The sequence below is a fragment of the Rossellomorea arthrocnemi genome (genome assembly GCF_904424705.1).
Taxonomy (GTDB): Bacteria; Bacillota; Bacilli; order Bacillales; family Bacillaceae_B; genus Rossellomorea; species Rossellomorea arthrocnemi.
Genome location: NZ_CAJGBF010000005.1, coordinates 141,351 through 165,300, shown reverse-complemented (window position 1 = coordinate 165,300; position 23,950 = coordinate 141,351). Strand labels below are relative to the sequence as shown.

General features: G+C 43.2%; 28 protein-coding genes. 22 read left to right on the top strand and 6 right to left on the bottom strand.

The annotated features are described in order from the left end of the window. Nucleotides 1-294 precede the first annotated feature (294 nt). From upp to BAA9072_RS09570, 12 genes are all read left to right on the top strand, one after another. Nucleotides 295-924 carry a uracil phosphoribosyltransferase gene (upp, locus tag BAA9072_RS09625; RefSeq protein WP_034765147.1) on the top strand — a complete coding sequence of 210 codons (630 nt, stop codon included), beginning with the start codon at nt 295-297 and terminating at the stop codon, nt 922-924. 18 nt (nt 925-942) lie between these two features. After that, nucleotides 943-2,094, top strand: coding sequence for a non-hydrolyzing UDP-N-acetylglucosamine 2-epimerase (gene wecB / locus BAA9072_RS09620; protein WP_201714583.1), 1,152 nt, complete (start codon nt 943-945; stop codon nt 2,092-2,094). A 943-nt stretch (nt 2,095-3,037) separates the two neighbouring features. After that, complete coding sequence (locus tag BAA9072_RS09615; protein ID WP_201714469.1) at nt 3,038-3,259, top strand: AtpZ/AtpI family protein; 222 nt, start codon at nt 3,038-3,040, stop codon at nt 3,257-3,259. A gap of 6 nt (nt 3,260-3,265) precedes the next feature. Next, nucleotides 3,266-3,640 (top strand): ATP synthase subunit I, encoded by a 375-nt coding sequence (locus BAA9072_RS09610; RefSeq protein WP_201714468.1) that lies wholly within the window; start codon nt 3,266-3,268, stop codon nt 3,638-3,640. A gap of 22 nt (nt 3,641-3,662) precedes the next feature. Next, nucleotides 3,663-4,376 carry a F0F1 ATP synthase subunit A gene (gene atpB, locus BAA9072_RS09605; protein WP_201714467.1) on the top strand — a complete coding sequence of 238 codons (714 nt, stop codon included), beginning with the start codon at nt 3,663-3,665 and terminating at the stop codon, nt 4,374-4,376. 77 nt (nt 4,377-4,453) lie between these two features. Then, nucleotides 4,454-4,666: a F0F1 ATP synthase subunit C gene (atpE, locus tag BAA9072_RS09600; protein WP_032086923.1), complete on the top strand. Its 213-nt coding sequence runs from the start codon at nt 4,454-4,456 to the stop codon at nt 4,664-4,666. 141 nt (nt 4,667-4,807) lie between these two features. Further along, entirely contained in the window at nt 4,808-5,335 is a 528-nt protein-coding gene (atpF, locus tag BAA9072_RS09595) for a F0F1 ATP synthase subunit B (protein WP_201714466.1), read from the top strand. After that, entirely contained in the window at nt 5,332-5,868 is a 537-nt protein-coding gene (locus BAA9072_RS09590) for a F0F1 ATP synthase subunit delta (RefSeq protein ID WP_201714465.1), read from the top strand. Before atpF ends, BAA9072_RS09590 begins: the two co-directional genes overlap by 4 nt. A gap of 27 nt (nt 5,869-5,895) precedes the next feature. Next, nucleotides 5,896-7,404, top strand: a complete 1,509-nt coding sequence (gene atpA, locus BAA9072_RS09585; protein ID WP_201714464.1) for a F0F1 ATP synthase subunit alpha — start codon at nt 5,896-5,898, stop codon at nt 7,402-7,404. 74 nt (nt 7,405-7,478) lie between these two features. After that, a complete protein-coding gene (locus BAA9072_RS09580) occupies nt 7,479-8,336 on the top strand; it encodes a F0F1 ATP synthase subunit gamma (protein ID WP_201714463.1) in 858 nt (285 codons plus the stop codon). Nucleotides 8,337-8,407: 71 nt separating this feature from the next. Beyond that, the gene (gene atpD, locus BAA9072_RS09575; protein WP_201714462.1) at nt 8,408-9,811 is read left to right on the top strand and encodes a F0F1 ATP synthase subunit beta; all 1,404 of its coding nucleotides are present in this window, start codon (nt 8,408-8,410) and stop codon (nt 9,809-9,811) included. A 22-nt stretch (nt 9,812-9,833) separates the two neighbouring features. Further along, entirely contained in the window at nt 9,834-10,238 is a 405-nt protein-coding gene (locus tag BAA9072_RS09570; protein ID WP_201714461.1) for a F0F1 ATP synthase subunit epsilon, read from the top strand. A 40-nt stretch (nt 10,239-10,278) separates the two neighbouring features. Here BAA9072_RS09570 and BAA9072_RS09565 read toward each other — a convergent pair whose 3' ends face one another. From BAA9072_RS09565 to BAA9072_RS09545, 5 genes are all read right to left on the bottom strand, one after another. Further along, nucleotides 10,279-10,950, bottom strand: a complete 672-nt coding sequence (locus BAA9072_RS09565; RefSeq protein WP_201714460.1) for a DUF2642 domain-containing protein — start codon at nt 10,948-10,950, stop codon at nt 10,279-10,281. A 23-nt stretch (nt 10,951-10,973) separates the two neighbouring features. Continuing rightward, nucleotides 10,974-12,326, bottom strand: coding sequence for an arsenic transporter (locus BAA9072_RS09560; protein ID WP_201714459.1), 1,353 nt, complete (start codon nt 12,324-12,326; stop codon nt 10,974-10,976). Next, the gene (locus tag BAA9072_RS09555; RefSeq protein WP_201714458.1) at nt 12,316-12,474 is read right to left on the bottom strand and encodes a hypothetical protein; all 159 of its coding nucleotides are present in this window, start codon (nt 12,472-12,474) and stop codon (nt 12,316-12,318) included. Before BAA9072_RS09555 ends, BAA9072_RS09560 begins: the two co-directional genes overlap by 11 nt. Nucleotides 12,475-12,635: 161 nt before the next feature. Next, nucleotides 12,636-13,295, bottom strand: a complete 660-nt coding sequence (locus BAA9072_RS09550) for a hypothetical protein (protein WP_201714457.1) — start codon at nt 13,293-13,295, stop codon at nt 12,636-12,638. A gap of 28 nt (nt 13,296-13,323) precedes the next feature. Next, a complete protein-coding gene (locus BAA9072_RS09545) occupies nt 13,324-13,785 on the bottom strand; it encodes a hypothetical protein (RefSeq protein ID WP_201714456.1) in 462 nt (153 codons plus the stop codon). Nucleotides 13,786-14,070: 285 nt separating this feature from the next. Between BAA9072_RS09545 and BAA9072_RS09540 the strand changes: the two genes are divergently transcribed. From BAA9072_RS09540 to spoIID, 5 genes are all read left to right on the top strand, one after another. Continuing rightward, complete coding sequence (locus BAA9072_RS09540; RefSeq protein WP_201714455.1) at nt 14,071-14,301, top strand: hypothetical protein; 231 nt, start codon at nt 14,071-14,073, stop codon at nt 14,299-14,301. Nucleotides 14,302-14,738: 437 nt separating this feature from the next. Further along, the gene (locus tag BAA9072_RS09535) at nt 14,739-14,975 is read left to right on the top strand and encodes a DUF1146 family protein (protein WP_201714454.1); all 237 of its coding nucleotides are present in this window, start codon (nt 14,739-14,741) and stop codon (nt 14,973-14,975) included. A gap of 222 nt (nt 14,976-15,197) precedes the next feature. Then, nucleotides 15,198-15,947, top strand: a complete 750-nt coding sequence (locus BAA9072_RS09530) for a YwmB family TATA-box binding protein (protein WP_201714453.1) — start codon at nt 15,198-15,200, stop codon at nt 15,945-15,947. Nucleotides 15,948-15,979: 32 nt separating this feature from the next. After that, nucleotides 15,980-17,284 (top strand): UDP-N-acetylglucosamine 1-carboxyvinyltransferase, encoded by a 1,305-nt coding sequence (gene murA, locus BAA9072_RS09525; protein WP_201714452.1) that lies wholly within the window; start codon nt 15,980-15,982, stop codon nt 17,282-17,284. Nucleotides 17,285-17,530: 246 nt separating this feature from the next. Next, complete coding sequence (gene spoIID / locus BAA9072_RS09520) at nt 17,531-18,544, top strand: stage II sporulation protein D (RefSeq protein WP_201714451.1); 1,014 nt, start codon at nt 17,531-17,533, stop codon at nt 18,542-18,544. Between the two features lie 33 nt (nt 18,545-18,577). On the opposite strand, the gene BAA9072_RS09515 is transcribed toward spoIID, so the two are convergent. Continuing rightward, nucleotides 18,578-19,015 carry a VanZ family protein gene (locus BAA9072_RS09515; protein ID WP_201714450.1) on the bottom strand — a complete coding sequence of 146 codons (438 nt, stop codon included), beginning with the start codon at nt 19,013-19,015 and terminating at the stop codon, nt 18,578-18,580. Nucleotides 19,016-19,311: 296 nt separating this feature from the next. Here BAA9072_RS09515 and BAA9072_RS09510 point away from each other — a divergent pair, with 296 nt between their 5' ends. The 5 genes from BAA9072_RS09510 to spoIIID all read left to right on the top strand — a co-directional run bounded on the left by BAA9072_RS09510 (nt 19,312) and on the right by spoIIID (nt 23,501). Continuing rightward, on the top strand, nt 19,312-20,226 hold the full coding sequence (locus BAA9072_RS09510) for a M23 family metallopeptidase (RefSeq protein ID WP_201714449.1): 915 nt from the start codon (nt 19,312-19,314) through the stop codon (nt 20,224-20,226). 286 nt (nt 20,227-20,512) lie between these two features. Continuing rightward, on the top strand, nt 20,513-20,695 hold the full coding sequence (locus tag BAA9072_RS09505) for a hypothetical protein (RefSeq protein WP_201714448.1): 183 nt from the start codon (nt 20,513-20,515) through the stop codon (nt 20,693-20,695). Nucleotides 20,696-20,719: 24 nt separating this feature from the next. Then, nucleotides 20,720-21,022, top strand: a complete 303-nt coding sequence (locus tag BAA9072_RS09500) for a DUF4212 domain-containing protein (protein WP_201714447.1) — start codon at nt 20,720-20,722, stop codon at nt 21,020-21,022. A gap of 38 nt (nt 21,023-21,060) precedes the next feature. Beyond that, complete coding sequence (locus BAA9072_RS09495; protein WP_201714446.1) at nt 21,061-22,728, top strand: sodium:solute symporter family protein; 1,668 nt, start codon at nt 21,061-21,063, stop codon at nt 22,726-22,728. A gap of 512 nt (nt 22,729-23,240) precedes the next feature. After that, nucleotides 23,241-23,501, top strand: a complete 261-nt coding sequence (gene spoIIID / locus BAA9072_RS09490) for a sporulation transcriptional regulator SpoIIID (protein WP_034765200.1) — start codon at nt 23,241-23,243, stop codon at nt 23,499-23,501. Nucleotides 23,502-23,950 lie beyond the last annotated feature (449 nt).

Sequence of the window (23,950 nt, the reverse complement as noted above, 5' to 3'; positions counted from 1 at the left end):
AAAACGACGCAATAAAAATAAAAATGACGCAATCACAAGCGAAAATGACGCAATAATCATGAAAACGACGCAATCACCTCCGTCCCAGGCCTCATGGTCTTCACTCACCCAGTCAAAATAACAAAAACCTCTTCTCAGGGATTAATTCCACCTCAATCTTCTCAATTCTAACGATTCCATTACACTTCCTAACTCATGTTGCTCTTAAATTGTCTTTTATGTACAATAGTCTGAGGTGTAAATGAAGTGGACATACCATTTTTACATAAAATTGAATTTAAAGGAGAGAGTCGAATGGGCAAAGTATATGTATTTGATCATCCGTTGATCCAACACAAATTGACGTTTATCCGTGATAAAGAAACTGGAACAAAGGAATTTCGTGAGCTTGTAGACGAGGTTGCAACATTAATGGCCTTTGAAATTACCCGTGATTTACCACTGGAGGATATTGACGTTGAAACGCCGGTAAGTAACGCTAAAGCAAAAACCCTTGCAGGAAAAAAATTAGGGATTGTGCCGATTTTACGGGCCGGACTTGGAATGGTCGATGGAATCCTTAAATTGATCCCGGCTGCGAAAGTGGGACATGTTGGGTTATACCGTGACCCTGAGACTCTTAAACCGATTGAATATTACGTGAAGCTTCCGAGTGATGTGGAAGAGCGTGACTTCATCCTGGTTGATCCGATGCTTGCAACGGGCGGATCTGCCGTTGAAGCAATCAACTCATTGAAAAAGCGCGGTGCCGTAAGCATCAAGTTCATGTGCCTCGTGGCTTGTCCTGAAGGGGTAGACGCCATCAAAGAAGCACACCCTGATGTGGATATCTTCATCGCAGCTCTTGATGAGAAGCTGAATGAAAAAGGCTACATCGTTCCTGGTCTAGGGGATGCGGGAGATCGTTTGTACGGAACGAAATAAGAAAGGCAGGGCGAAATGATGAAGAATCCAATCAAGGTAATGACGATTTTTGGAACAAGACCGGAAGCCATCAAGATGGCTCCCCTTGTTCTTGAATTGAAAAAATATCCGGAAAGCTTTGAAACGATTGTGGCAGTAACAGCCCAGCATCGTGAAATGTTGGACCAGGTTTTAAACATCTTTGATATCACACCTGATTATGACCTGAACATCATGAAGGACCGCCAAACATTAATTGATGTAACGACACGTGGATTAGAAGGTCTAGACAAGGTAATGAAAGAAGCGAAGCCGGATATTGTCCTTGTTCATGGTGATACAACGACAACGTTCGTTGCCAGTCTTGCAGCCTATTATAACCAAATCTCAGTTGGTCACGTAGAAGCCGGTTTAAGAACGTGGAACAAATTTTCCCCATTCCCGGAGGAAATGAATCGTCAGCTGACAGGTGTCATGGCGGATCTTCATTTTGCTCCTACTGAAAAATCATCTGAGAATCTTCTGAATGAAAACAAAAAAGAAGAGGGTATTTTCATTACTGGAAATACTGCGATCGATGCCTTAAAAACGACTGTAAAAGACGAGTATCATCATAAAGTATTGGAGCAGCTTGGTGATGATCGGTTAGTTCTATTAACGGCTCATCGACGTGAAAACCTTGGCCAACCCATGCGTAACATGTTCCGTGCGATCAAACGATTAGTAGAAGAACACGATGACATTCAGGTTGTCTATCCGGTTCACTTGAACCCGGCCGTTCGTGAAGTGGCAGATGAAGTACTTGGAGATGACAAGCGCATTCACCTGATCGAACCACTGGATGTCATCGACTTCCATAACTTCGCTTCTCGTGCCCATCTGATTCTGACGGATTCCGGTGGCGTTCAGGAAGAAGCTCCTTCACTGGGTGTTCCCGTCCTGGTTCTGCGTGATACAACGGAGCGTCCAGAAGGAATTGAAGCTGGAACATTGAAGCTTGCAGGTAACGAAGAAGAAAACATTTACAAGCTTGCAAAGGAACTTCTGACAAATCCAAAAGCACACAGCAAAATGTCAAAGGCAACAAATCCATATGGAGATGGACAGGCATCCTACCGAATCACCCAAGCGATCCGCTACCACTTCGGCCACCTGGATGAACGTCCAAAATCCTTCGATCCAAACGAATGAAACTAAGTAAAGGTCCGTCCCTCTTACAATTTATTGAGGGACGGACCTTTGTTTTTTACCAAGAGACTAAGCTAATACAGTTGGAAGTATTTACATTAAATTCAAGGGTTACTCAATAAGGGAATATTCTATATAATGGAGGGGCATGTGAAGTAGGCACTATGTAATTGTTTATATATTTTATGGGTTTGCGGGGTTTCGTGGTCGGGTGTTGGTCAGCTCTTCGGGTTGTCTCCGGCGGGTAGAGGCTCGTGGGCATATGATAAATGGACTAAAAAGGCAAAGGACGCCTTTCCAGTCCATTCATCATATGCTTGTCGGGCCTAGCCAACCCCCCTCCGCTTTTCGACATGTCCAGCTACGCCTCCTAGTCCCTCGAGGTCATAAGCTAAATATGCCAAAAAGGCAAAAAAACGCCTTTCCGGCATATTCATCTTATGCTTGTCGGGCCTGAGCAGTCGGCTCCGCTTTTCGCGATGTCCAGCTCCGGGGGCTTGGGGCTCGAGGTCATAAGTCAAGCCGACCAAAAAGGCAAAGAGCGCCTTTCCGGTCGACTCGCCTTATGCTTGTCGCCCCAGAACGAGCCCCCTCCGCTTTTCGACATGTCCAGCTCCGGCGGTTAGTCCCTCGAGGTCACAACTGAAAAATCCCAAAAGGCAAAGAGCGCCTTTAGGGATTTCCCAGTTGTGCTTGTCGGGTCTAACCAACCCGCCTCCGCTTTTCTTGTAAATGTGTTGAAAATGTGAACAATCTGGAAACGCGTGGATAGGTTGTGAACTTTTTAACTTGAACGCATTGACATAGATTAAGCCCTATTGTATGCTTACAAAGGATGTAAAATGATAAGGTTTTCACAACGGAAAAAGCCTTATGTAATCGGTTTTGCATCATGTCTGAAATGCTTGCCTCGTGTTCAAATTTCGTTTGAATAGGATGGGTTGAAATGGGTCAAAAAAACGAAAGCCCATATAAAGCAATGGCCATTTATTCGGCCATTTTGGCACAGCTTGTTGGGTCTATCTTAATAGGGATTTTCCTGGGAAGATGGATGGATCAGCAGGTTGATTCAGCACCACTCTTTTTAATCATCGGACTTTTCCTCGGTCTCGCCGCAGGAATTTATGCGATGCTTCGAACAGTACGACATTTCTTCTTAGGAGAATAATAAGATATGCCGGAACTCCATCAAATGTTTAATAGACAGCGGAAATACATAATTTATGTGCTTTCTATTTTCGTCCTGGGTTGGGGAGTCACCACCCACAAATCAGTATTCTTAGGGTTAATTTTAGGGACAGTTCTAAGTCTTTATATGCACTGGGGCATGACCAAGCGGGTCTCGAAGTTCGGGGACGCCGTGGTAGAAGGGAAAAAAGTGAGATCACTGGGTACCACTTCCCGTATGGCCGCAGCCGCCCTTGGAGTCATCATTGCCACACGATTTCCAGAAACATTTCATCTCCTAAGTCTTATTATTGGATTAATGACGACCTATATTGTCATTATGATAGATTATTTTTTCAGCAGTTTCAAAACTAATAAATAGCGGGGAAGAGAGGTGAAGTATTTTGAATCATGGAGCACCTACAACCGATTTTCTGGGTTTGACTTTTAACCTTGCGAACGTTTTGATGATCACGGTCGCAACGGCCATAGTGTTTATTATAGCCCTCTTATCTACACGTCGCTTAGCCCTTAAACCGACCGGAATGCAGAATTTTTTCGAGTGGGTGATGGACTTTGTCAAGGGGATCATTAAGAGCAACATGGACTGGAAGACGGGTGGCCGTTTTCATATTTTAGGTCTCACGATTATCATGTATATTTTTGTATCGAATATGCTGGGTCTGCCATTTTCTGTCGTATATGACGGAGAATTATGGTGGAAATCACCGACAGCCGATCCTGCCATCACGATGACCCTGGCGGTTATGGTAGTGGTACTATCCCATTTCTATGGAATCAGATTGAAAGGGTTTGGCGAATACGGGAAAGACTTTTTTAAACCAATGTGGTGGTTATTCCCGCTAAAAATTATAGAAGAGTTCGCAAACACTCTTACATTGGGTCTTCGTCTTTACGGTAACATCTATGCCGGTGAAATCCTGCTTGCGTTACTTGCAGGTCTCGCTGTAAATGGTGGTTTCGGCGGAATGATTGGTGCGATTGCACCTATGCTTGCTTGGCAAGGGTTCTCGGTATTTGTCGGGTCAATCCAAGCATTTATTTTCTGTATGTTAACAATGGTTTATATGGCTCACAAAGTCAGCCACGACCATTAATATATACCTGTTCATTACGGTGGACAAACATATATGTAAAAAATATTTTTCTTATACATTAAAGGAGGAACTTTAGAATGAGTCTTATCGCAGCAGCAATTGCAGTTGGTTTAGCAGCACTAGGAGCAGGTATTGGTAACGGTCTTATCGTAGGTCGTACAGTAGAAGGAATTGCACGTCAACCGGAATTACGTGGTACTTTACAAACAACAATGTTCATTGGTATCGCACTAGTTGAGGCACTTCCTATCATCGGCGTAGTTATCGCTTTCATCGCACTAGGAAGCTAATAAAACGGACAGGTTGAATGGCGAAGTTCGTCTTGACGATTATCTTCGCCATTCCTATGTACTAAAGAATAGATTCTTTGCAAGAACGGTTCATTTATAAAAAATACGATCCAATCGATTCTTGAAGGGAGTGAATCGAGTATGTTAACTAACGCATTCGTTATCGGTGAGGCAGCAGGTCATGGCGGCCTTAACACGGGGGATATCGTTTTCCAGCTAATCATGTTCCTTGTCCTTATGGCGCTACTTAAGAAATTTGCCTGGGGTCCATTAATGGGAATCATGCAGCAGCGTGAAGACCACATCGCCGGTGAAATCACGGCAGCCGAAAAAAGCCGCACTGAAGCTAACAATATTTTAGAAGAGCAAAAGAAACTTCTAAAGGAAGCTCGCCTGGAAGCCCAATCTATGATTGAAAACTCTAAGAAACAGGGTTCTGAACAACGTGAAGAGATTATTACAACTGCTCGTCTAGAGGCAGAGCGTTTGAAAGAATCTGCAAAACGCGAAATCGAAACACAAAAAGAACAAGCTGTTGCGGCACTTCAGAAACAGGTTGCATCTTTATCAGTACTTATTGCTTCTAAGGTCATTGAGAAAGAACTTTCAGCTGATGATCAACAGAAGTTAATTAACGATTATATTCAAGAGGTAGGGGAAGAGCGATGAGCTACTCTACAGTTGCAAAGCGCTATGCGTTAGCTCTTTTCGAAATTGCCCAGGAACATAATCAGCTTGAAGGGATCGAAGAAGAGCTGCGTACAGTGAGAGCGGTTTTCCTGGAAAACATCGAATTAACGGTTCTCTTTGAAAATCCAAAACTTACGTTAGATAAGAAAAAGTCATTGATTCAGGAAGCATTTTCTACGGCTTCCCCGTATGTCTTAAACACATTGATGCTGATGACCGACCGTCACCGTACGGGCGAAATCACAGGATTAGTAGAGGCATTCATCGAATTGACAAACGAAGCACGGGGAATTGCAGATGCGACAGTTTACTCTGTACGTCCTTTAACAGAAGATGAGCAAACAGCATTGTCATCTTCTTTTGCTAAAAAAGTCGGAAAACAATCATTAAGAATTACCAATGTGACAGACGAAGATTTACTTGGCGGCATCAAGGTCCAAATCGGGACACGCATCTATGATGGAAGCCTGCAAGGTAAATTGACTCGTCTTGAGCGTGAACTAATTCGTTAACTTTCGTATAAATGAGGGGTGAAATTCATGAGCATCAAGGCGGAAGAAATCAGCGCGCTGATAAAAAAGCAAATTGAAAACTATCAGTCTGAGATGAAAGTAAGCGACGTAGGTACAGTTATCCAAATCGGTGACGGTATCGCTCGTGCTCATGGCCTCGACAATGTCATGGCTGGAGAGCTTGTTGAATTTTCTAACGGTGTCATGGGTATGGCACAGAACTTAGAAGAAAACAACGTTGGTATCATCATTCTCGGACCATATACTGACATTCGTGAAGGCGATGAGGTTCGTCGTACTGGACGTATCATGGAAGTACCAGTAGGACAAGAACTAGTTGGTCGTGTAGTAAACTCACTTGGACAACCAGTTGATGGGTTAGGTCCAATCGCAACAACAAAAACGCGTCCAATTGAAAGTGGAGCACCTGGTGTTATGGATCGTAAATCTGTACACGAGCCACTTCAAACGGGGATCAAAGCGATTGATGCGTTAGTTCCAATCGGTCGTGGTCAACGTGAATTGATCATCGGTGACCGTCAAACAGGTAAAACATCTGTTGCCATCGATGCAATCTTAAACCAAAAAGACCAGGACATGGTATGTATCTACGTAGCCATCGGTCAAAAAGAATCAACTGTACGTAACGCAGTTGAAACACTGCGTAAGCACGGTGCATTAGATTACACAATCGTTGTAACGGCATCAGCTGCTTCTCCGGCTCCAATGCTATTCTTAGCACCTTACGCTGGAATCACAATGGGAGAAGAATTCATGCATAACGGCAAGCACGTTCTTGTTGTATATGATGATCTTTCTAAGCAGGCTTCTGCTTACCGTGAGCTTTCCCTATTATTACGCCGTCCTCCAGGCCGTGAAGCATTCCCTGGTGACGTATTCTACTTGCACTCTCGTTTACTTGAGCGTGCGGCGAAGCTGAGTGATGCAAAAGGTGGAGGTTCCATCACAGCATTGCCATTCGTTGAAACACAAGCAGGGGATATCTCCGCTTACATTCCAACAAACGTTATCTCCATCACAGACGGACAGATTTTCTTACAATCTGACCTATTCTTCTCCGGTGTACGTCCGGCGATCAATGCAGGTCTTTCCGTATCACGTGTTGGTGGATCCGCTCAAATCAAAGCGATGAAAAAGGTATCCGGTACGCTTCGTCTTGACTTAGCTGCTTACCGTGAGCTTGAAGCATTCGCTCAGTTCGGATCAGATCTTGATAAAGCGACGCAAGCGAAACTGAATCGTGGAGCACGCACAGTAGAAGTACTGAAGCAGGATCTTAACAAACCACTTAAAGTTGAAAAACAAGTTATGATCTTCTATTCACTTACAAAAGGTCATTTAGATGATATTCCAGTAGTAGACATTCGTCGTTTCGAAGGTGAATTCCTAAGCTGGTTAGATCACAACCATACTGAACTGTTAGACCATATTCGTACGACTAAAGGTCTTCCTGAAGACGATGCTATGGCAGCAGCTATCAATGAATTCAAGAAGACGTTCATCAAGTCTGAATAATGAATCATAGAGGAGCTAAGGGCTTTACGCCCCTCTCCCTATGTCTGACAATATGTAAAGGGTGGTGAGAACCAGTGGCATCGTTACGCGATATACAAACTCGTATTACTTCTACCAAAAAGACAAGTCAAATCACCAAAGCAATGGAAATGGTATCGGCTTCTAAATTGAATCGTGCGGAGACGAATGCTAAGTCATTCGTTCCTTACATGAACAAGATCCAGGAAGTGGTGACATCCGTTGCAGCGGGCAGTCAAGGTGTGAGGAATCCGATGCTAGTCTCCCGCCCCGTTAAAAGAACCGGGTATCTGGTCATTACTTCAGATCGCGGTTTGGCGGGGGCATATAACAGCAGTGTAATCCGTGCTGTTAGCAATCGAATTAAAGAGCGTCACAGCTCGAATGATGAATTTGCCATTATTGCTCTGGGCCGTGTCGGTGCTGATTTCTTCCGTAAAAAAGGCTATAATGTCATGGAATCCGTCGTTGGTCTTCCGGATCAACCGAATTTCGCAGACATTAAAGATATCGCAAACAAAGCGGTGAGTATGTTCTCGGCTGAGGCATACGATGAACTGTTCATGTTCTACAACCACTATGTAAGTGCGATTCAACAGGATGTTACGGAGAAAAAAGTATTACCGTTAACGGATCTGACTCCATCCGGAAAGCTTGCTTCGTATGAATTCGAGCCTTCTGCAGAGGAGATCCTTGAGGTGTTGCTTCCTCAATACGCTGAAAGCCTGATTTACGGTGCATTACTTGACGGTAAAGCAAGTGAGCACGCCGCTCGTATGACAGCGATGAGAAACGCAACAGATAATGCGAAGGAAATCATCAGTGACCTTACACTATCATTTAACCGTGCGCGTCAAGCAGCGATCACTCAGGAAATCACTGAGATTGTCGGCGGTGCGGCGGCATTGGAATAGAACTCTAACGGTTGTAAAAACCGTTTATACTTTATAAAGTTTTTGTCAAAAGCTAGTTAGGAGGGAAAGAGATGAACAAAGGACACGTTCTTCAAGTAATGGGTCCAGTTGTTGATGTCAAGTTCGCCAGCGGCCAACTTCCTGATATCTACAACTCTTTAAAGGTCCAAATTGCAGATAGAGCTGAACTTACATTAGAGGTTGCCCTTCACCTAGGTGATGATTCTGTACGTACAATTGCGATGGCTTCTACGGATGGTTTACAACGTGGAGCCGACGTACTTGATACAGGAGCACCAATCTCTGTACCAGTAGGGGATGTAACTTTAGGTCGTGTATTCAACGTTCTGGGTGAATCAATCGATTTAGACGAGCCTCTAGAAGCAGGTATCCGTCGTGATCCAATTCACAGACAAGCACCTACATTCGATCAGCTTTCTACAGAAGTTGAGATTCTTGAAACAGGTATCAAAGTAGTAGACTTACTTGCACCATACATCAAGGGTGGTAAGATCGGTCTATTCGGTGGTGCCGGTGTTGGTAAAACCGTATTAATCCAGGAGCTTATCAACAACATCGCTCAAGAGCACGGTGGTATCTCTGTATTCGCCGGTGTTGGAGAGCGTACTCGTGAAGGAAATGACCTTTACCACGAGATGAGCGACTCTGGCGTAATCAAGAAAACAGCCATGGTATTCGGACAAATGAACGAGCCTCCTGGTGCACGTATGCGTGTTGCCCTGACAGGTCTTACAATGGCTGAATACTTCCGTGATGAGCAAGGTCAAGACGTACTTCTCTTCATCGATAACATCTTCCGTTTCACGCAAGCAGGTTCAGAGGTATCTGCCCTGCTAGGCCGTATGCCATCTGCCGTTGGTTATCAGCCGACACTTGCGACTGAAATGGGTCAACTGCAAGAGCGTATCACGTCAACAAACGTAGGTTCTGTAACATCGATCCAAGCGATCTATGTACCTGCCGATGACTACACGGATCCGGCTCCTGCAACGACTTTCGCTCACTTGGATGCAACAACAAACCTTGAGCGTAAGCTTTCTGAAATGGGTATCTATCCTGCGGTAGATCCATTAGCATCGACTTCCCGTGCTCTTTCTCCTGAGATCGTTGGAGAAGAACACTACAATGTTGCCCGTAACGTTCAACAAACGTTACAGCGCTATAAAGAACTTCAAGATATCATCGCGATCCTTGGTATGGATGAGCTTTCTGATGATGATAAGCTGACGGTACACCGCGCACGTCGTGTACAATTCTTCTTATCTCAAAACTTCCACGTTGCAGAACAGTTCACCGGCCAAAAAGGTTCTTACGTTGAAGTGAAGGACACAGTTAAAGGCTTCGTTGATATTCTTGCAGGTAAATACGACCACATTCCAGAAGATGCATTCCGTCTAGTAGGTCCGATCGAGGACGTACTGGCTGCAGCTAAAGAAATGGGCGTAGAGGTATAATTAGGGACCAGGAGGGAAGAAAATGAAGACATTAAAAGTCAATATTGTCACTCCCGATGGCCCAGTGTACGATTCAGAAGTGGAAATGGTGAGCACGAAAGCTCAAAGCGGTGAGCTTGGAATCTTACCTGGACACATTCCGATGGTTGCTCCACTACAAATCGGTGCGGTTCGCCTGAAAAAAGGTGGCAACACTGAGCTTGTAGCTGTCAGTGGCGGATTCTTAGAAGTACGTCCTGAACAAGTGACAATTCTAGCACAGTCTGCTGAAACAGCAGAAGCTATCGATGTACAACGCGCGAAAGAAGCAAAAGGCCGTGCAGAAGACCGCATGCAGGCACAACGCGAAGATGTAGACTTCCGTCGTGCCGAACTCGCTCTGAAGCGTGCCATGAATAGAATTAACGTTTCCGAACGTAACTTCTAATTATGAAGAAACCACCTTTCCTTGTGAAAGGTGGTTTTTTTTATGGCAAATGGACGGTTTGAACGTGCTGCATATTCAAGTAGAGGGATTCTCCTTTGGCTGTGATCATTTCGATAATATTATCTTCTACTCTTTCGATTTTACCTATTAATTCTTCGTTGACACCAAGATTCAGTACAACCAGATAGCCACATAGTTTTTCGAGCTGAACCTCGAAGCTTCTCGCCAGTGTGATGGAACTTGAAGGGTTGACGGGCAGGTTCTCTTTCGCCAGGCGGTACGGAGAGAGATTGGTTGAGTATGGGACTAGCCATTTTAAATGCTGCAGGGAGATGTACATCGTTTTATAAACAGGGGAATAGAAGGCGAAGTAATTGTTCATGATCCCTGTAATATAGCCATGAATGGGTTGATTGCCCATTGTGTAGATTTCAAGGAAGACTCCCTTGGCTGTTGTAAGGATTTTTCGCAGGGATAATTGATCTTCCTGTTCGAGTTGGGGACTGGTAGAGGGTTCATTGATCCCGATGGATTCTTTCGATACAATCGACATATTTTTAATATGAGAAGAAGAAATATAAATATAGTCGTCTCCGTTATAAACAATCACGACCTCGCTGCCCACCTCGATCAAATATCCATTGATGATTTTCTTCCCAGTCAGTTCGATGATGACCGCTTCTCCGGTAAATATAGAATAAACATTTTTCATTCGCATTGATACTCCTTTCTCATTTAAAATAACCACTCGATCCACAGATACAAACTATATAATCCGATTAATAGACCTATTGGGACCACGATAATGGTCACACGCAAGTATTGGCTCCAGGATATTTTGATTCCATGGGTCTTTAAGATGAACATCCAGATCATCGTGGCAAGGGTTCCCACAGGTGTTAACAAAGCACCAATGTCACTGCCCAACACATTGGCTAAATAGGCAATTTGCAAAATGTGAGGGTCCAGTCCCATTTCAGTAATGGATAAGGTTCCGATCATTACCGCCGGCAGATTGTTAAAGAGATTGGATATCACGGTGAGGAAGATTCCCATAATCAAACTGGCATTTAGAGGTTGACCAACAATATAATCCCTGAATTGATCGACAATAAAGTCGCTTAATCCCACATTTTTCAATCCATAAACCAGCACGTACATATTAAAAGCGAAAAGCAGTACATGCCAAGGTGTCTTTTTGATGATATCCAAGACTCCCATCTTCGTGCGACTATATCGTAGCAGAATCAGGATACCTGCCCCGACAAGACCAATGATTTCAAGTGATATTCCAAACGGAGTAAGGGCAAAAAAGGCTGCCCGGGTCAGAACGACAATTATCAAACAGTATTTAATCAGGGTCCAGTCAATTTCTTTCTCATGTTCATTAGAGGTAAGAGGGTGAGAGTAGGAGTAGGCTTGGGCATCTTTTTTCCATTTGATCGAGACATCCAGGATTTTTTTCGGGATTGATTTCCGGAAGTAGAGGTAGAGCAGATAGGCAATGACGATGATCGCGATCATGGAAGGCACAAACATCATCTGGACGTAGTCCTGCAAGGTGAGGCCGACAATTTTCAGGGCAATCAGGTTTGAAATATTACTGACGGCGATCGGTGCACTGGCTGCGGTTGCAATGAGGGCACCTGATAAAAGGTAAGGGATTTTCTGCTGGTTCTTGAGCTTCAATAAAGATGTCATATGAATGATGATCGGAGTGGTGATAAGGATGCTGCCGTCGTTATTAAAGAACATGGTCATCATAAAACATAAGGTCATCACATAGATATAAAGCCTGAGACCTGAACCCCTCGATCTGTTGACGATATTGATGGCAACGATCCGAAAGAATCCGATACTCTCTAGGACGATGGACATCATGATCGTCGATAAAATCGTTAGGGCTGCTCCGCTCACGATGTCGACGATTTTAAACACATCACTGAAGGGAACAATTCCTAAAAGGAGTACGATTGCCGCCCCGATGGATGTGGGGATGGTTTCGTTGATCCCGAACGGCCGCCATAACATGACGATGATGGTGAGGGAGAAAATGATCGTCATAAACCAAAACATACTATCTGGCATGTGGTTTCGCCTCATTTATAATAGAGGAAGGGGAAGCATCTAAGTGCTGCACGAATGGTTGTTTGTCCACCTTTTTAGAAACAGCGGGTTTAATAAATAGGAGATGAAATATACTTCCTAAAAGGATAAAATAGATGATCAAAAACAAGATAAATCCTCCTTTCAAATCTCTATACACAATTCTTTGTGAATAATCCCAGCATCTTCTTCAAGTGAAAAGTGCCAATCAAGGAAGATGCTGAGATTTTTCATGATTATCAAAGCCTGCTTTATTCATTTTGACCAACTTTTACTCAGATTCTGACGTTTTTACTTAGAGGATGTTTTCTTAGAAGAATTAGATTTTACCCCTTCAAGTTCATCGAAATAAAAGGCAGGCTTTTGTTTTTTATACGTATTTTTTTTGGACGATTTGTTAGAAGATTGGTTTTTAGAACTTTGCTGAGTAGTTGAATCTTTGCTTGTATCCGACGAATCCTGCTTCTGAGAAGAGTCTTGTTTTTGTGAAGAATTGTCTTTATTGGATGAATTGTTTGTATCATCTGAAGTTGTTTTATTGGTCCCATCATAAATGTTTAGAACAGAAGAATGCTTAAGGTAAATCCTGTCTTTCCCTTGGGTCAACACGATGTGGTCTTCTTCCACTGCTGAAAGAACCCCTGAATAGGAAGCTTTTCCTGATCCGTTGATGATAACCCAGCTGAGTAGGCTTTGAGACAATACATCCGACATTTTTTCACCCTTCAGATGATCATCTGTAATGGGCAATGCTTCTGCATATTTAGAGTTCTTCGTTACTGACTGAATTTGTGAAATAGGGTAATACAATGTTTCGTTTTCATTGGAGTAGACGGTCAAGAAATCCGTACTGACCTCCGCTAATTGACCTGACAGCTTTGTGCCGTCATTTAGAGTAATATTGATTAGATGCCCTGTTAACCCTTTTAATGAATCGTTGAAATTACTCATTATTATTCTCCTTTCCTTATAGAGAAGATTACTTCTCTTCTTCCGTTTTCTCTTCTTTTTTGGCTTTCACGCCGTAGCTGATGCTCTTGACATGGAACGCAGCAAGGCGGACTACCTCTTCATTCAATACCAACGTGACAAAATCATCATTGGAATTCTCAAGGATTCCCTCAAGCTTTTCGGGACCACCGCGGTTGATGCTGACCCACTGATATTTCAAGCTGGTGAGTAATGCTCCAAATGTGTCCTCTTTCATAAACTCCAAACCTTCTTCTGAAAGCTCCTCACTTTTAAACGGCAAACCGGACTTGATGTTTTGTGAAATGCTCTTAACATGTGATGAGTTGAAGTAAATCACACCATCCTTTTCAGTTAATAGAGCAAAGTGATCGTCCCCTCCGTACAAAAGCTTTCCGGTACGAGATTCAGGGCCGCCGCGATTCACCTTGACAACCTTCCCGACTAGTGAAGACATTAATTCTTTATTCATACCTGTTCCCTCCAGTTGTATATAAACGTTTTCACTTTATGTATATGTGACATGCCGTGATACCGTACTATTACAGGAGCCCTTTTTGGTGGACTAGTTGCAAAACGGATGCAATAGGGGCAGCAAATTCACAGGTGAAATGTCAGTAATGGCTGGTATGAGAATGAATACAGAAAGAACATATCCCATGCCGATAGTAAAAGGGCTGAAAAATAGGCGGGACAACCCGTACGCTAAACCACCTTGAAACGTAAACTAAAGTAAAGAATAAAAGGAGGATGAAAAATGAGTTCGAAAAGAGGACAGGGGAAAGGCAAAGGTCGGCAGCAATGCAAAGAGTATGGAGAATACCAATGGATGATGGAAGACCAAATGGGACAACAAAATGCTAAAGGCGGTAAAGACAAACAAAAGAACAAAGGTAAAAAAGCAGACTGTAACTGCCAGGGCTACTATTACGAATGCCTGAAACAAAGTCGAAGTGGCAAAGGAAAAGGAAAAGGTAAAGGGAAATAATCCCCAACCCTAATCCCCCGTTAACACCCATCAAATAGAAAACCGCCCATTACAATCCCCTGTAATGGGCGGTTTTATTGAGGGACGGACCTCTTCAATAGAAAGAAGAGATTGTTAAAACATCAGTATTCATCACGATTATCGACGAAAACGGATTGAATTTTGGTTGATTTGGAGGGACGGACCTTTTGAACAGGTTTCTTTTACCCAGAGTGCCAACCTACATATAGTTAAAAAATGCAGACTCTACTTCACCATCATCCCGAAAGAAATGGTATAAAAGAATATACTCATACTACCCTAGGCAACGGGGTAAAATTCCAAGAAATCTCACCACAAAACCTAACTTAAAAATTTTGTAAAATGGATAGGTTGTTACAGAATAATGTGGTAAAATAATCTTTGTGCGTCAAATTGATTTAGGGGGAGTGAGAAGAGTGGTAGAAAGCTTTGGTCAACAGGCCCTGATCAGTATGCTTGTGCATCTGTTTGTATTCGGGATCACGTTTTGGTCGCTGCAAGCCATTCAGCTAGACAAGCTCCTGAAGAAGAATCGAGTCGCTCAAGGTAGACTATTGTATATCCTACTAACGATCGCGATCGGGTCAGCCGTCAGCCGTTTTTTACTGGATTATTACCTTTGGTCTCAGAGTTTGCCTGTTTTCTTTGAATAAATAGAGTTTCTGACAAAAAATAGGTCTTCCTGCATGTTTTCAAGGGACCCTGTTTTGAGTAAGATTAATTTTGTGTTCGTCCCTTTGTGAAAAAGTTTCAAAGTGAAACCCTTTTCATAAGACAACCATGAAAGCCTCAATAATTGTAAAAAGATGACGACAATTTTCAAGTATGTTCTTCTCCTATTCGGACAGACTTTTAGGTAAGGGGAGGAATGGAAAATGAATCGGTATTTTTACATTATGTTAATCTTTTTTGTTGGATTAGGTTTTCTTCCTGTCATTAATGGGAACAACACTATCGAAGCCAAACATTTATTAGACATTGAAAAACTTGATCAAGCCATTGTTCATTCTCAAGGTCAGATAACTGAATGGTCTCTATATGCAAGAGAAAACAAAAAAAGCTTCACGAATAAAGGGTTTGCCAAATATAGTACTACTATGCAGGAAACATTTTCTGATTTTGACTGGGTGACGAAAAAGTCAGCTGAAGGAGTAATGGTTGTGGGACAACGTCAGACGTCTCACGGGGAAGAAACCATTAAATTGCAGCATACCCCCACAAACGAGCATGCAGTATCGTACATTATGTATGAAATGCGCGGAAAACAGAAAACGTTGGGAGAAAAGACGAAGAATTATATCAAGTCTGAATTTATCCCAAATATGGAAATCATTTTTACTGATAAACCTATGATTTTCTCTTGTATAAAAGGCGAATTCAATGATAAGCTTGAGAAAGTTTTGTCGAATCAGGCTGTCGAACTAATGTCGCAATTAGACGCTAATGAACTGGAATCACTTAAAGAAGAAGACTTTTATTCCATTTCAGCCTACTCGGAACAAATGTCACGGACTATACCTACAAAAAATGATGATATGAATATACAACTAGGTCTACGGAAAAGCGGAATGGGCGCTAAGACAACCTTTGTGATTGGCACACCCATCCTAATTATTGAATATTAATATAGAGAAATTGGACGCGGAGGGGAATACTCTTGGAAAAAATTATCGTCCGCGGCGGTCAGCGTTTAAGCGGTACAGTGCAAGTTGAAGGAGCAAAGAATGCCGTTTTACCAGTCATCGCTGCTACATTATTAGCAAGTGAAGGAAAAAGTGTCATAAAAAATGTACCACCACTCTCCGATGTATATACGATTAATGAAGTATTACGTCATTTAAATACAGATGTAGCGTTTAACAATGGTGAAGTCATCGTGAATGCATCAAGAGAGTTGTTTGTTGAAGCACCGTTCGAATATGTACGTAAAATGCGTGCATCCGTTCTTGTAATGGGTTCACTCTTAGGCCGTACAGGGAAAGCGCGTGTCGCACTTCCTGGTGGCTGTGCGATTGGATCAAGACCGATTGACCAACACTTAAAGGGCTTCGAAGCAATGGGAGCAAAAGTGAAGGTAGGGAATGGTTTCATCGAAGCTGAAGTAGACGGAAGACTGAAGGGTGCCAAGGTGTATCTGGACTTCCCGAGCGTTGGGGCAACAGAAAACATTATGATGGCAGCCGTTCTTGCAGAAGGAACAACCATTTTAGAAAACGTAGCAAAAGAGCCTGAAATCGTCGACTTAGCGAACTTCCTGAACAAAATGGGAGGAAGTGTTGTAGGTGCAGGGACCGGCACAATCCGTATCGAAGGTGTAGACCGTCTTTACGGTGTTGAGCACAGCATCATCCCTGACCGTATTGAAGCGGGGACATTCATGGTTGCTGCTGCGATCACTCAAGGGAATGTCCTTGTAAAAGGTGCCATACCTGAACACTTATCTTCATTGGTTGCCAAGATGGAAGAGATGGGCGTAACGATCATCGACGAAGAAGAAGGACTTCGTGTCATTGGACCGGAGAAACTGAAATCCGTTGATATCAAAACGATGCCTCATCCTGGATTCCCGACGGATATGCAATCCCAAATGATGGCATTGCTTCTTGCAGCTGACGGTACCAGCGTCATCACAGAAACTGTTTTCGAAAACCGTTTCATGCATGCAGAAGAATTCCGTCGTATGGGAGCGGACATCAAGATTGAAGGACGCTCTGTCATCATGAACGGGCCAACGTCACTTCAAGGTGCAGAGGTAGCTGCAACGGACCTTCGTGCAGCAGCAGCACTTTCAATCGCTGGTCTTGTGGCAGAAGGGTATACTCGCGTAACAGAACTGAAGCATTTAGATCGTGGATATGTGAACTTCCATCAGAAGCTTGCTGGCCTTGGTGCTGATATCGAGCGTGTGAAAGAAATGGAAGAAACACCTATTTCCGAACAGGGTATGATGAAGGACGCGTAAATAAAATGAAAGGTGAGCTCTTTTAGGAGAGCTTGCCTTTTTTATTTGAAGATTAGTGTGCGAAATTGTTCCGATGTGATCAAGAGTTTATTTCCAAAAACCCCATTCCCTTCACCCAAAACGAACTCTCGAAATTCTCTCCCAAATCTCATTCATAATTGCTTGTCCACTACCATACATATGAAAGAGAGTGGAGAAGTGTGCTAGGACATTCTCCTATTTAATCTTTCATTGGAGGCCGCGAACATGAAGCAGTTAAAACCCGTAGTGATCATCTTCTCAATCTTTATCAGCATCATCTTTATTGTACCCACTTTGCTGGTACTCCCATTTTCATCAGACAAGGAAACGGCAAACCTGGACGAAAAGCTGAAAAGCCCCCCATCCGTTGAAGAATTGGCAAACTCAGTCGAGGTGGCAGTCTATCGTTCCAGTCAGGACTTAATCGAGAAGCTTCCCCTTGAACAGTATGTAGTAGGGGTGGTTGCAGGAGAAATGCCTGCCGACTTTGAAAAAGAAGCCTTGAAAGCACAGGCTCTTGCAGCAAGGACGTATATTGTGAATCAGCTTCTCTCGAAGGATGCATCTGTGCCGAAAGGGGCCGACGTGACGGATACCGTGTCACATCAGGTTTATAAAAATCAAAAGGAACTGGCCACCCAATGGGGCTCTGACTATGACTGGAAGATCAAGAAGATCTCAGAAGCAGTCCTTGAAACCAAGGGGAAAGTGCTGACATATGATAATAAGCCGATTACGGCCGCCTTCTTCTCGACAAGCAACGGCTATACGGAAAACTCCGAGGCCTATTGGACAGATGATATTCCATATTTACGAAGTGTAGAAAGTCATTGGGACAAAGCATCCCCTAAATTTGAAGATCAAAAGATCATTCCGATCAATGAATTCAAACAGAAGCTCGGTGTCACCCTGCCAAAGGATGGATCGGTGGGAACGATCACATCAAGGACTGAAGGCAAGAGGGTGGCTAGTGTTGAAATCAACGGTAAAGAATTCACCGGCCGGGAGATCAGGGATAAATTAGGCCTAAGATCCTCAGATTTCACCTGGTATCTGAAGGACGACCACATCGTCATCGCCACGAAAGGATTCGGCCATGGAGTAGGAATGAGCCAATACGGAGCAAACGGAATGGCGAAGGAAGGCAAGGATTATCAGGACATCGTGACCCATTACTATAAAGATGTCAAAATAACAGAATCCAGCAAACTTCTTCAGAAGGTAACGGCACAAAGATAAGAAAAAGGATTGAGTCCGGTCTAGTGACCAGGCTCAATCCTTTTTTAGATAGTCTTCAAATCTCTTCATCTTTTTAGTCAGCCCGTTATCCGGATTTCGGAAGTACGTGCGGTTCACGATCCAGAACAGGACCGTCACCCCGATCAGATCCTTAGCCGCATCAATCATCGTAGACGAACGATAGGGGACGAAGGATTGATGGATCTCATCCACAAATCCGTAGAAGATGGCAATCAGTGCCACGGTGAAATTCAGTGTGAACCGAAGCTTTCCGTGTGCCAACAGAGCGATCACAAATAATCCATATAGAATCCCGAACTCGACTAAGTGAAGGGACTCCTTGATAAACCGATCCATCCCATCATCAGGAAGCCTTAGCACGGCATCATCGGGATTACTCGACATGATCCAGATCAGAATCATATATAGGAAAGGTGCAGCCGTCAGCACAGAGGTAAGTAATTTTTTCATATCAGGGTCGTCCTTTCTGTTTCTATCATTTTAACATGCAGGGAGATTTCTGGAATGTCATCAATCGATATTTCCGAGGACTGTCACATGTTTTTTATCTTGGTTATTTTAGAAATATCAACCACCACTCGATTCTTAGAGAAACAAAGTTTACGAAAACACCCTTTAAAAATAATTAATTTCAAAAATCATACATATTAATTCTCACTTTGTCGAAACATAAGAAATTAAAATTTTTTTCCGAATGTGTATATATTTTCTGAATTCTGTTCAGAATGATTGCTGAGGTGATGAAAATGAGAGAGGAAGAAAAGAAACAACCTTCTCAAAACTTTTTGAAAAGACGTTGGGCATACCCAGCAATCTATTTAGCAAGTGCAGCAATCATTATCACGGGGATTCTGTGGTACCAAGCAGGAAATGATGTAAATGAGAAAGCCAAGGATTACAGCTATGATGGAGTTCCTACTGACAATGAGTTTAACCAGCCTGCAGAAGAAGTCAATCGTTCATTGGAAAACTTTGTAATGCCTGTTTCAAGTCCTGAGGATACAGTGATCGAAAAACAATTCTACGACACTGAAGCTTCAGCTGAAGAACAGGAAGCAGCCCTAGTCGTTTATGGAAACATGTACTACCCGAACCAGGGAGTCGACATTTCGAAAGATGGGAAAGAATTCGATGTCCTGGCTGCCATGAGCGGTACAGTCACAAAGGTTCAAGAAGATTCTCTACTAGGAAACACGATTGAAATCGAGCACAGTAAAGGTATCGTAACTCGTTATCAATCAGTTAAGGACTTTGAAGTCGCGGTTGGAGATGTAGTCGATCAAGGACAAGCCATTGCGAAAGCAGGAAAGAGCTTATTCAATGAAGAAGCCGGCGTTCACGTACACTTTGAAATCCGTAAAGCGGATGTAGCCGTGAATCCACTGGAATACTTCAATAAGTCTCTTGCCACTCTTCAAGAAGCACAGCTTGAGGACAAGAAAGTTTCAGGTGAAAAACCGGATGCTGAAGCTGCAGAAGAAAATGCTACAGATGAAAACGCTGTAGAAGACCAGGCTAGCGAAAACAAAGCTACTGAGGACCAACCAGCGGAAGACAATGCAGCGGAAGAAGATAAGTCAACGGAAGATAAGCAGGACCAAGCCGGGCAAAAGCCGAAACAGGAAAGCCAAGACAACGCTGACGTAAAAGACGAAGAATAATCAAATAAATGAAGAAAGACTGACTGAAATCCCGGTCAGTCTTTTTGTTGTTCAAAAAAATTTCCTTGGAAATTCGACAGGGTGGAAGGTTTACTGAAAAAGCATTTCGATTGAAGTTATTTATACATAATCTTACTTATCCTTATGTTAGTAAAATGAATTCAAAAAGGTGTCGAGGGGTTGTCGTTTTTTCGTTATTGACCAGGCTTTTTCCAGTAAAGATAATGATGTCATGAATTAAATTTCAGAAAATTAAGTTTTTAATTCGTTGACAGGAGGTGAAACGTTGATCTACTTCATCGCATTTCTTCTTATTACAGGAGGAAGTATCATACTGGCCCTCAAGAAAAAGCGGGCATTCTTTCTGACCATTCCGTTCGTGTCTTTATTCATTTATTTTATTGTTCAGATCGCCATCGTCCCTGTGCCGTTTTTTGAGACCGTGAAATTTATTTTCAGTTTAAAATAATGAGCTTGAAAAGGGGTTACATATATGAAAAAGATTGATAGAGCAAAAGCCGAACAGTATTTTAAAGAAAAAAACCGTTACATGGCCATATACTTGGTCATCTGGCTTCTTTCCTCATTTGGAGTGGTCCTTTTTGCCGAAAGCCTTTCCACCTTTACGATTAACGGATTTCCGTTCCATTACTTCATGGGCGCTCAAGGATCGATCGTTATTTTCATTATCTTGCTTTATGTCAATGCCAGGGTGAGTGATGGGATTGATAGGAAATATGGGATGGATGAAAGCAAAAATGAGCAGATCAGCTATGGAAAAACGCTGGATCATTAATCCAAATAGAGAATAAAGCAAAAAGGGGGAAACGATAAATGGATACTCAATTTTTAGTATCAACGTCTATTATTTTGTTGACGTTTGCTTTATATATCGGAATTGCAGTTTATAACAAAGCGAAAGAGACATCGGATTTCTATGTAGCCGGGCGCGGGGTTCCACCAATCTTTAATGGGATGGCCATCGGGGCAGACTGGATGAGCGCGGCATCATTCATTGGGCTGGCGGGTACCGTCATGATTCTCGGCTATGACGGCCTTGCCTATATTATGGGCTGGACGGGAGGGTATTTGCTATTAACCTTCTTACTGGCACCACAGCTCAGGAAGTATGGACGGTATACGGTACCGGAATTTATCGGGGACCGGTATAACAGTCATACGGCCAGGGTCATTGCCGCCATTTGTACGATTATTATCAGTTTCACGTATTCGATTGGTCAACTCTCCGGTTCGGGTGTAGTCATCGGCCGTTTATTTGAAATCGATGCCAAAGTGGGTACGATGATCGGAGTCGTCCTTATTGCCTTTTATGCAGCGTTCGGCGGGATGAAAGGAATCACGTGGACACAGGTCGCTCAGTATATCGTGTTGATCATTGCGTATTTAATTCCCGTCATTTTCATGTCCCTGCAAATTACGGGGAACCCTGCCCCTTGGATTTCATATGGGGAACTGGTCGGGAAAATCGGTGAGCTTGATCGGGAACTTGGAGTCTCGGAATACTTCGCTCCTTTTACAAACGGGACGAAGTGGCAGTTCATGGCCCTGATGTTTACTTTGATGGCCGGTACTGCCGGACTTCCTCATGTTATCGTCCGTTTCTATACAGTTTCCACGATGAAGGCGGCACGCTGGTCAGGAGCGTGGGCCCTCCTCTTCATCGGTCTCCTTTATCTGTCAGCGCCTGCTTATGCAGCGTTTTCCCGATTTATCTTAATGACCAAAGTAGCGGGAAGCAAAATCAGTAATCTGCCCTCGTGGACGACGTCATGGGTGGATACGGGGAAATTGCAGGTGGCGGATGCGAATGGAGATGGGATTCTTCAATGGAAGGAGATCATCATTTCCAATGATATCGTCGTCATGGCAACACCGGAAATTGCCAACCTTGGGGTATTCGTCATCGGTCTGGTCGCCGCAGGTGCCATGGCAGCGGCATTATCGACTGCAGGTGGGTTGATGATCGCGATTTCGTCGTCTTTTGCCCATGATATTTACTACCGGGTATTCAAGCCGAATGCGACGGAAGGGAATCGTCTGGCGGTTGCACGCTGGTCCATCGTCATCGCGACTATACTGGCCGGAGTAGTCGCGTTGAATCCTCCCGGCGTCATCACGCAAATCGTCGCCTGGGCCTTCGCTCTGGCGTCAGGGACGTTCTTCCCGGCCCTTCTACTTGGAGTCTGGTGGAAGCGCTCCAATGCCCAGGGAGTGATCGCAGGCATGCTCGTGGGGCTAGGGGTGACCCTCACCTATATTTTCCTGGCAAAGTCAGGTGTGACCCTGTTCGGAATCATTGATACAGGAGCAGGTGTGTTTGGTGCAGCGTCAGCGGCCATTGCCAACATCATCGTGTCCCTTATGACGAAAGCACCTTCACAAAAGATTCAGGAAGAAGTAATGGATCTCCGATATCCGGAACAAATGACCTTTAAAGACGGGGAAGTTTGGGTAAATGACGAAGTCGACTTTAAAGCATGACCGATCCAAGCCGTACTGGGGTAGAGCCCAGTACGGCTTATTCTTATTTTCAGAGATAATCAGACACATTTGTTGTTTCATCGACTCATTTCTCAGGAAATAGTACAGGAAAAGAGAATCCATACACATAATGTCGAATAATATATGATCCCTTATCTTTTCACTCACCTTCCATGCGAATTCTCATGTGAAGGTCCGTCCCTCAAAAAAGTTTTTTCAGAAAATTCAAGCGAAACCTTGTCCTTATTGTGTTTTTTGTGCATATAAGTGGGCACAAGCTAATAAAATGAAACAAACCTATCAAAAAAGAGAGTGTTTGAGGTGAGGAATCGTCGTTATACTATTGATCATTAGCTGAATTAGTTGTTTATATGTTGTAACATCAGGGAGCTGCCGACTTAAATAAGGCTTTCTGCCGTTTGCCAGTGTGCAAGGGGTCTATACTATTTCATTGATGCGAAAGCGAGTCTCATTTCACACTTCTCACATCCAATTTAGGGAGGTCGAGTGGTGTGCACGATTACATCAAAGAGAGAACAATCAAGATTGGTAAGTATATCGTGGAGACGAAAAAAACTGTTCGTGTAATTGCGAAGGAGTTTGGCGTGTCCAAAAGTACTGTCCATAAAGATTTAACAGAACGGCTGCCAGAAATCAATCCGGATCTCGCAAATGAAGTCAAAACCATACTTGATTACCATAAATCAATCCGGCATCTACGAGGTGGAGAGGCAACTAAACAAAAATACAAAAAAGAAGAGCTCCACAGCTAACCAAAATACGCCAAGCCCCAGATAGATGGGTCATGCTTGGTGTGTTTTTGTTTTGTAGGGGGAGGTTGGTTGGGTGGTCAAGAAGAGGTTTTGTCTGTTGAATTTTCGTCTGTTTTTAACAGGTAAAAAACCACTTGAATTTGCCTGCCAAATAATCATGATTTTTTAACAGGAGAAATCGAGGCAACTTTCAACCGGCAAATATATATCGACACTCACCGGTTGAATTCCACAGTTAGGTTATTAGCTGTTAACCAACCAAATATCAACCCTCGCAACCTGGCCACACATTTATAAAAACAGATCATTTTCGTTCGATCTTAACACTTCTGTAACATCCTCCTTAAAAATACCTATCTTTTTCCAAATAAATAACAATATCAATACATTTTTTTGACAAATACCATCTTCCTTCGACATATTTATGGTAAAATAATTAATTAGGTGAA

Bases quoted from the DNA above. Each gene is read 5' to 3' on its own strand.
- upp (WP_034765147.1), top strand. From the start codon at position 295: ATGGGCAAAGTATATGTATTTGATCATCCGTTGATCCAACACAAATTG.
- wecB (WP_201714583.1), top strand. From the start codon at position 943: ATGAAGAATCCAATCAAGGTAATGACGATTTTTGGAACAAGACCGGAA.
- BAA9072_RS09615 (WP_201714469.1), top strand. From the start codon at position 3,038: ATGGGTCAAAAAAACGAAAGCCCATATAAAGCAATGGCCATTTATTCG.
- BAA9072_RS09610 (WP_201714468.1), top strand. From the start codon at position 3,266: ATGCCGGAACTCCATCAAATGTTTAATAGACAGCGGAAATACATAATT.
- atpE (WP_032086923.1), top strand. From the start codon at position 4,454: ATGAGTCTTATCGCAGCAGCAATTGCAGTTGGTTTAGCAGCACTAGGA.
- atpF (WP_201714466.1), top strand. From the start codon at position 4,808: ATGTTAACTAACGCATTCGTTATCGGTGAGGCAGCAGGTCATGGCGGC.
- BAA9072_RS09590 (WP_201714465.1), top strand. From the start codon at position 5,332: ATGAGCTACTCTACAGTTGCAAAGCGCTATGCGTTAGCTCTTTTCGAA.
- atpA (WP_201714464.1), top strand. From the start codon at position 5,896: ATGAGCATCAAGGCGGAAGAAATCAGCGCGCTGATAAAAAAGCAAATT.
- atpD (WP_201714462.1), top strand. From the start codon at position 8,408: ATGAACAAAGGACACGTTCTTCAAGTAATGGGTCCAGTTGTTGATGTC.
- BAA9072_RS09570 (WP_201714461.1), top strand. From the start codon at position 9,834: ATGAAGACATTAAAAGTCAATATTGTCACTCCCGATGGCCCAGTGTAC.
- BAA9072_RS09565 (WP_201714460.1), bottom strand. From the start codon at position 10,950: ATGAAAAATGTTTATTCTATATTTACCGGAGAAGCGGTCATCATCGAA.
- BAA9072_RS09560 (WP_201714459.1), bottom strand. From the start codon at position 12,326: ATGCCAGATAGTATGTTTTGGTTTATGACGATCATTTTCTCCCTCACC.
- BAA9072_RS09550 (WP_201714457.1), bottom strand. From the start codon at position 13,295: ATGAGTAATTTCAACGATTCATTAAAAGGGTTAACAGGGCATCTAATC.
- BAA9072_RS09545 (WP_201714456.1), bottom strand. From the start codon at position 13,785: ATGAATAAAGAATTAATGTCTTCACTAGTCGGGAAGGTTGTCAAGGTG.
- BAA9072_RS09540 (WP_201714455.1), top strand. From the start codon at position 14,071: ATGAGTTCGAAAAGAGGACAGGGGAAAGGCAAAGGTCGGCAGCAATGC.
- BAA9072_RS09530 (WP_201714453.1), top strand. From the start codon at position 15,198: ATGAATCGGTATTTTTACATTATGTTAATCTTTTTTGTTGGATTAGGT.
- spoIID (WP_201714451.1), top strand. From the start codon at position 17,531: ATGAAGCAGTTAAAACCCGTAGTGATCATCTTCTCAATCTTTATCAGC.
- BAA9072_RS09515 (WP_201714450.1), bottom strand. From the start codon at position 19,015: ATGAAAAAATTACTTACCTCTGTGCTGACGGCTGCACCTTTCCTATAT.
- BAA9072_RS09510 (WP_201714449.1), top strand. From the start codon at position 19,312: ATGAGAGAGGAAGAAAAGAAACAACCTTCTCAAAACTTTTTGAAAAGA.
- BAA9072_RS09500 (WP_201714447.1), top strand. From the start codon at position 20,720: ATGAAAAAGATTGATAGAGCAAAAGCCGAACAGTATTTTAAAGAAAAA.
- BAA9072_RS09495 (WP_201714446.1), top strand. From the start codon at position 21,061: ATGGATACTCAATTTTTAGTATCAACGTCTATTATTTTGTTGACGTTT.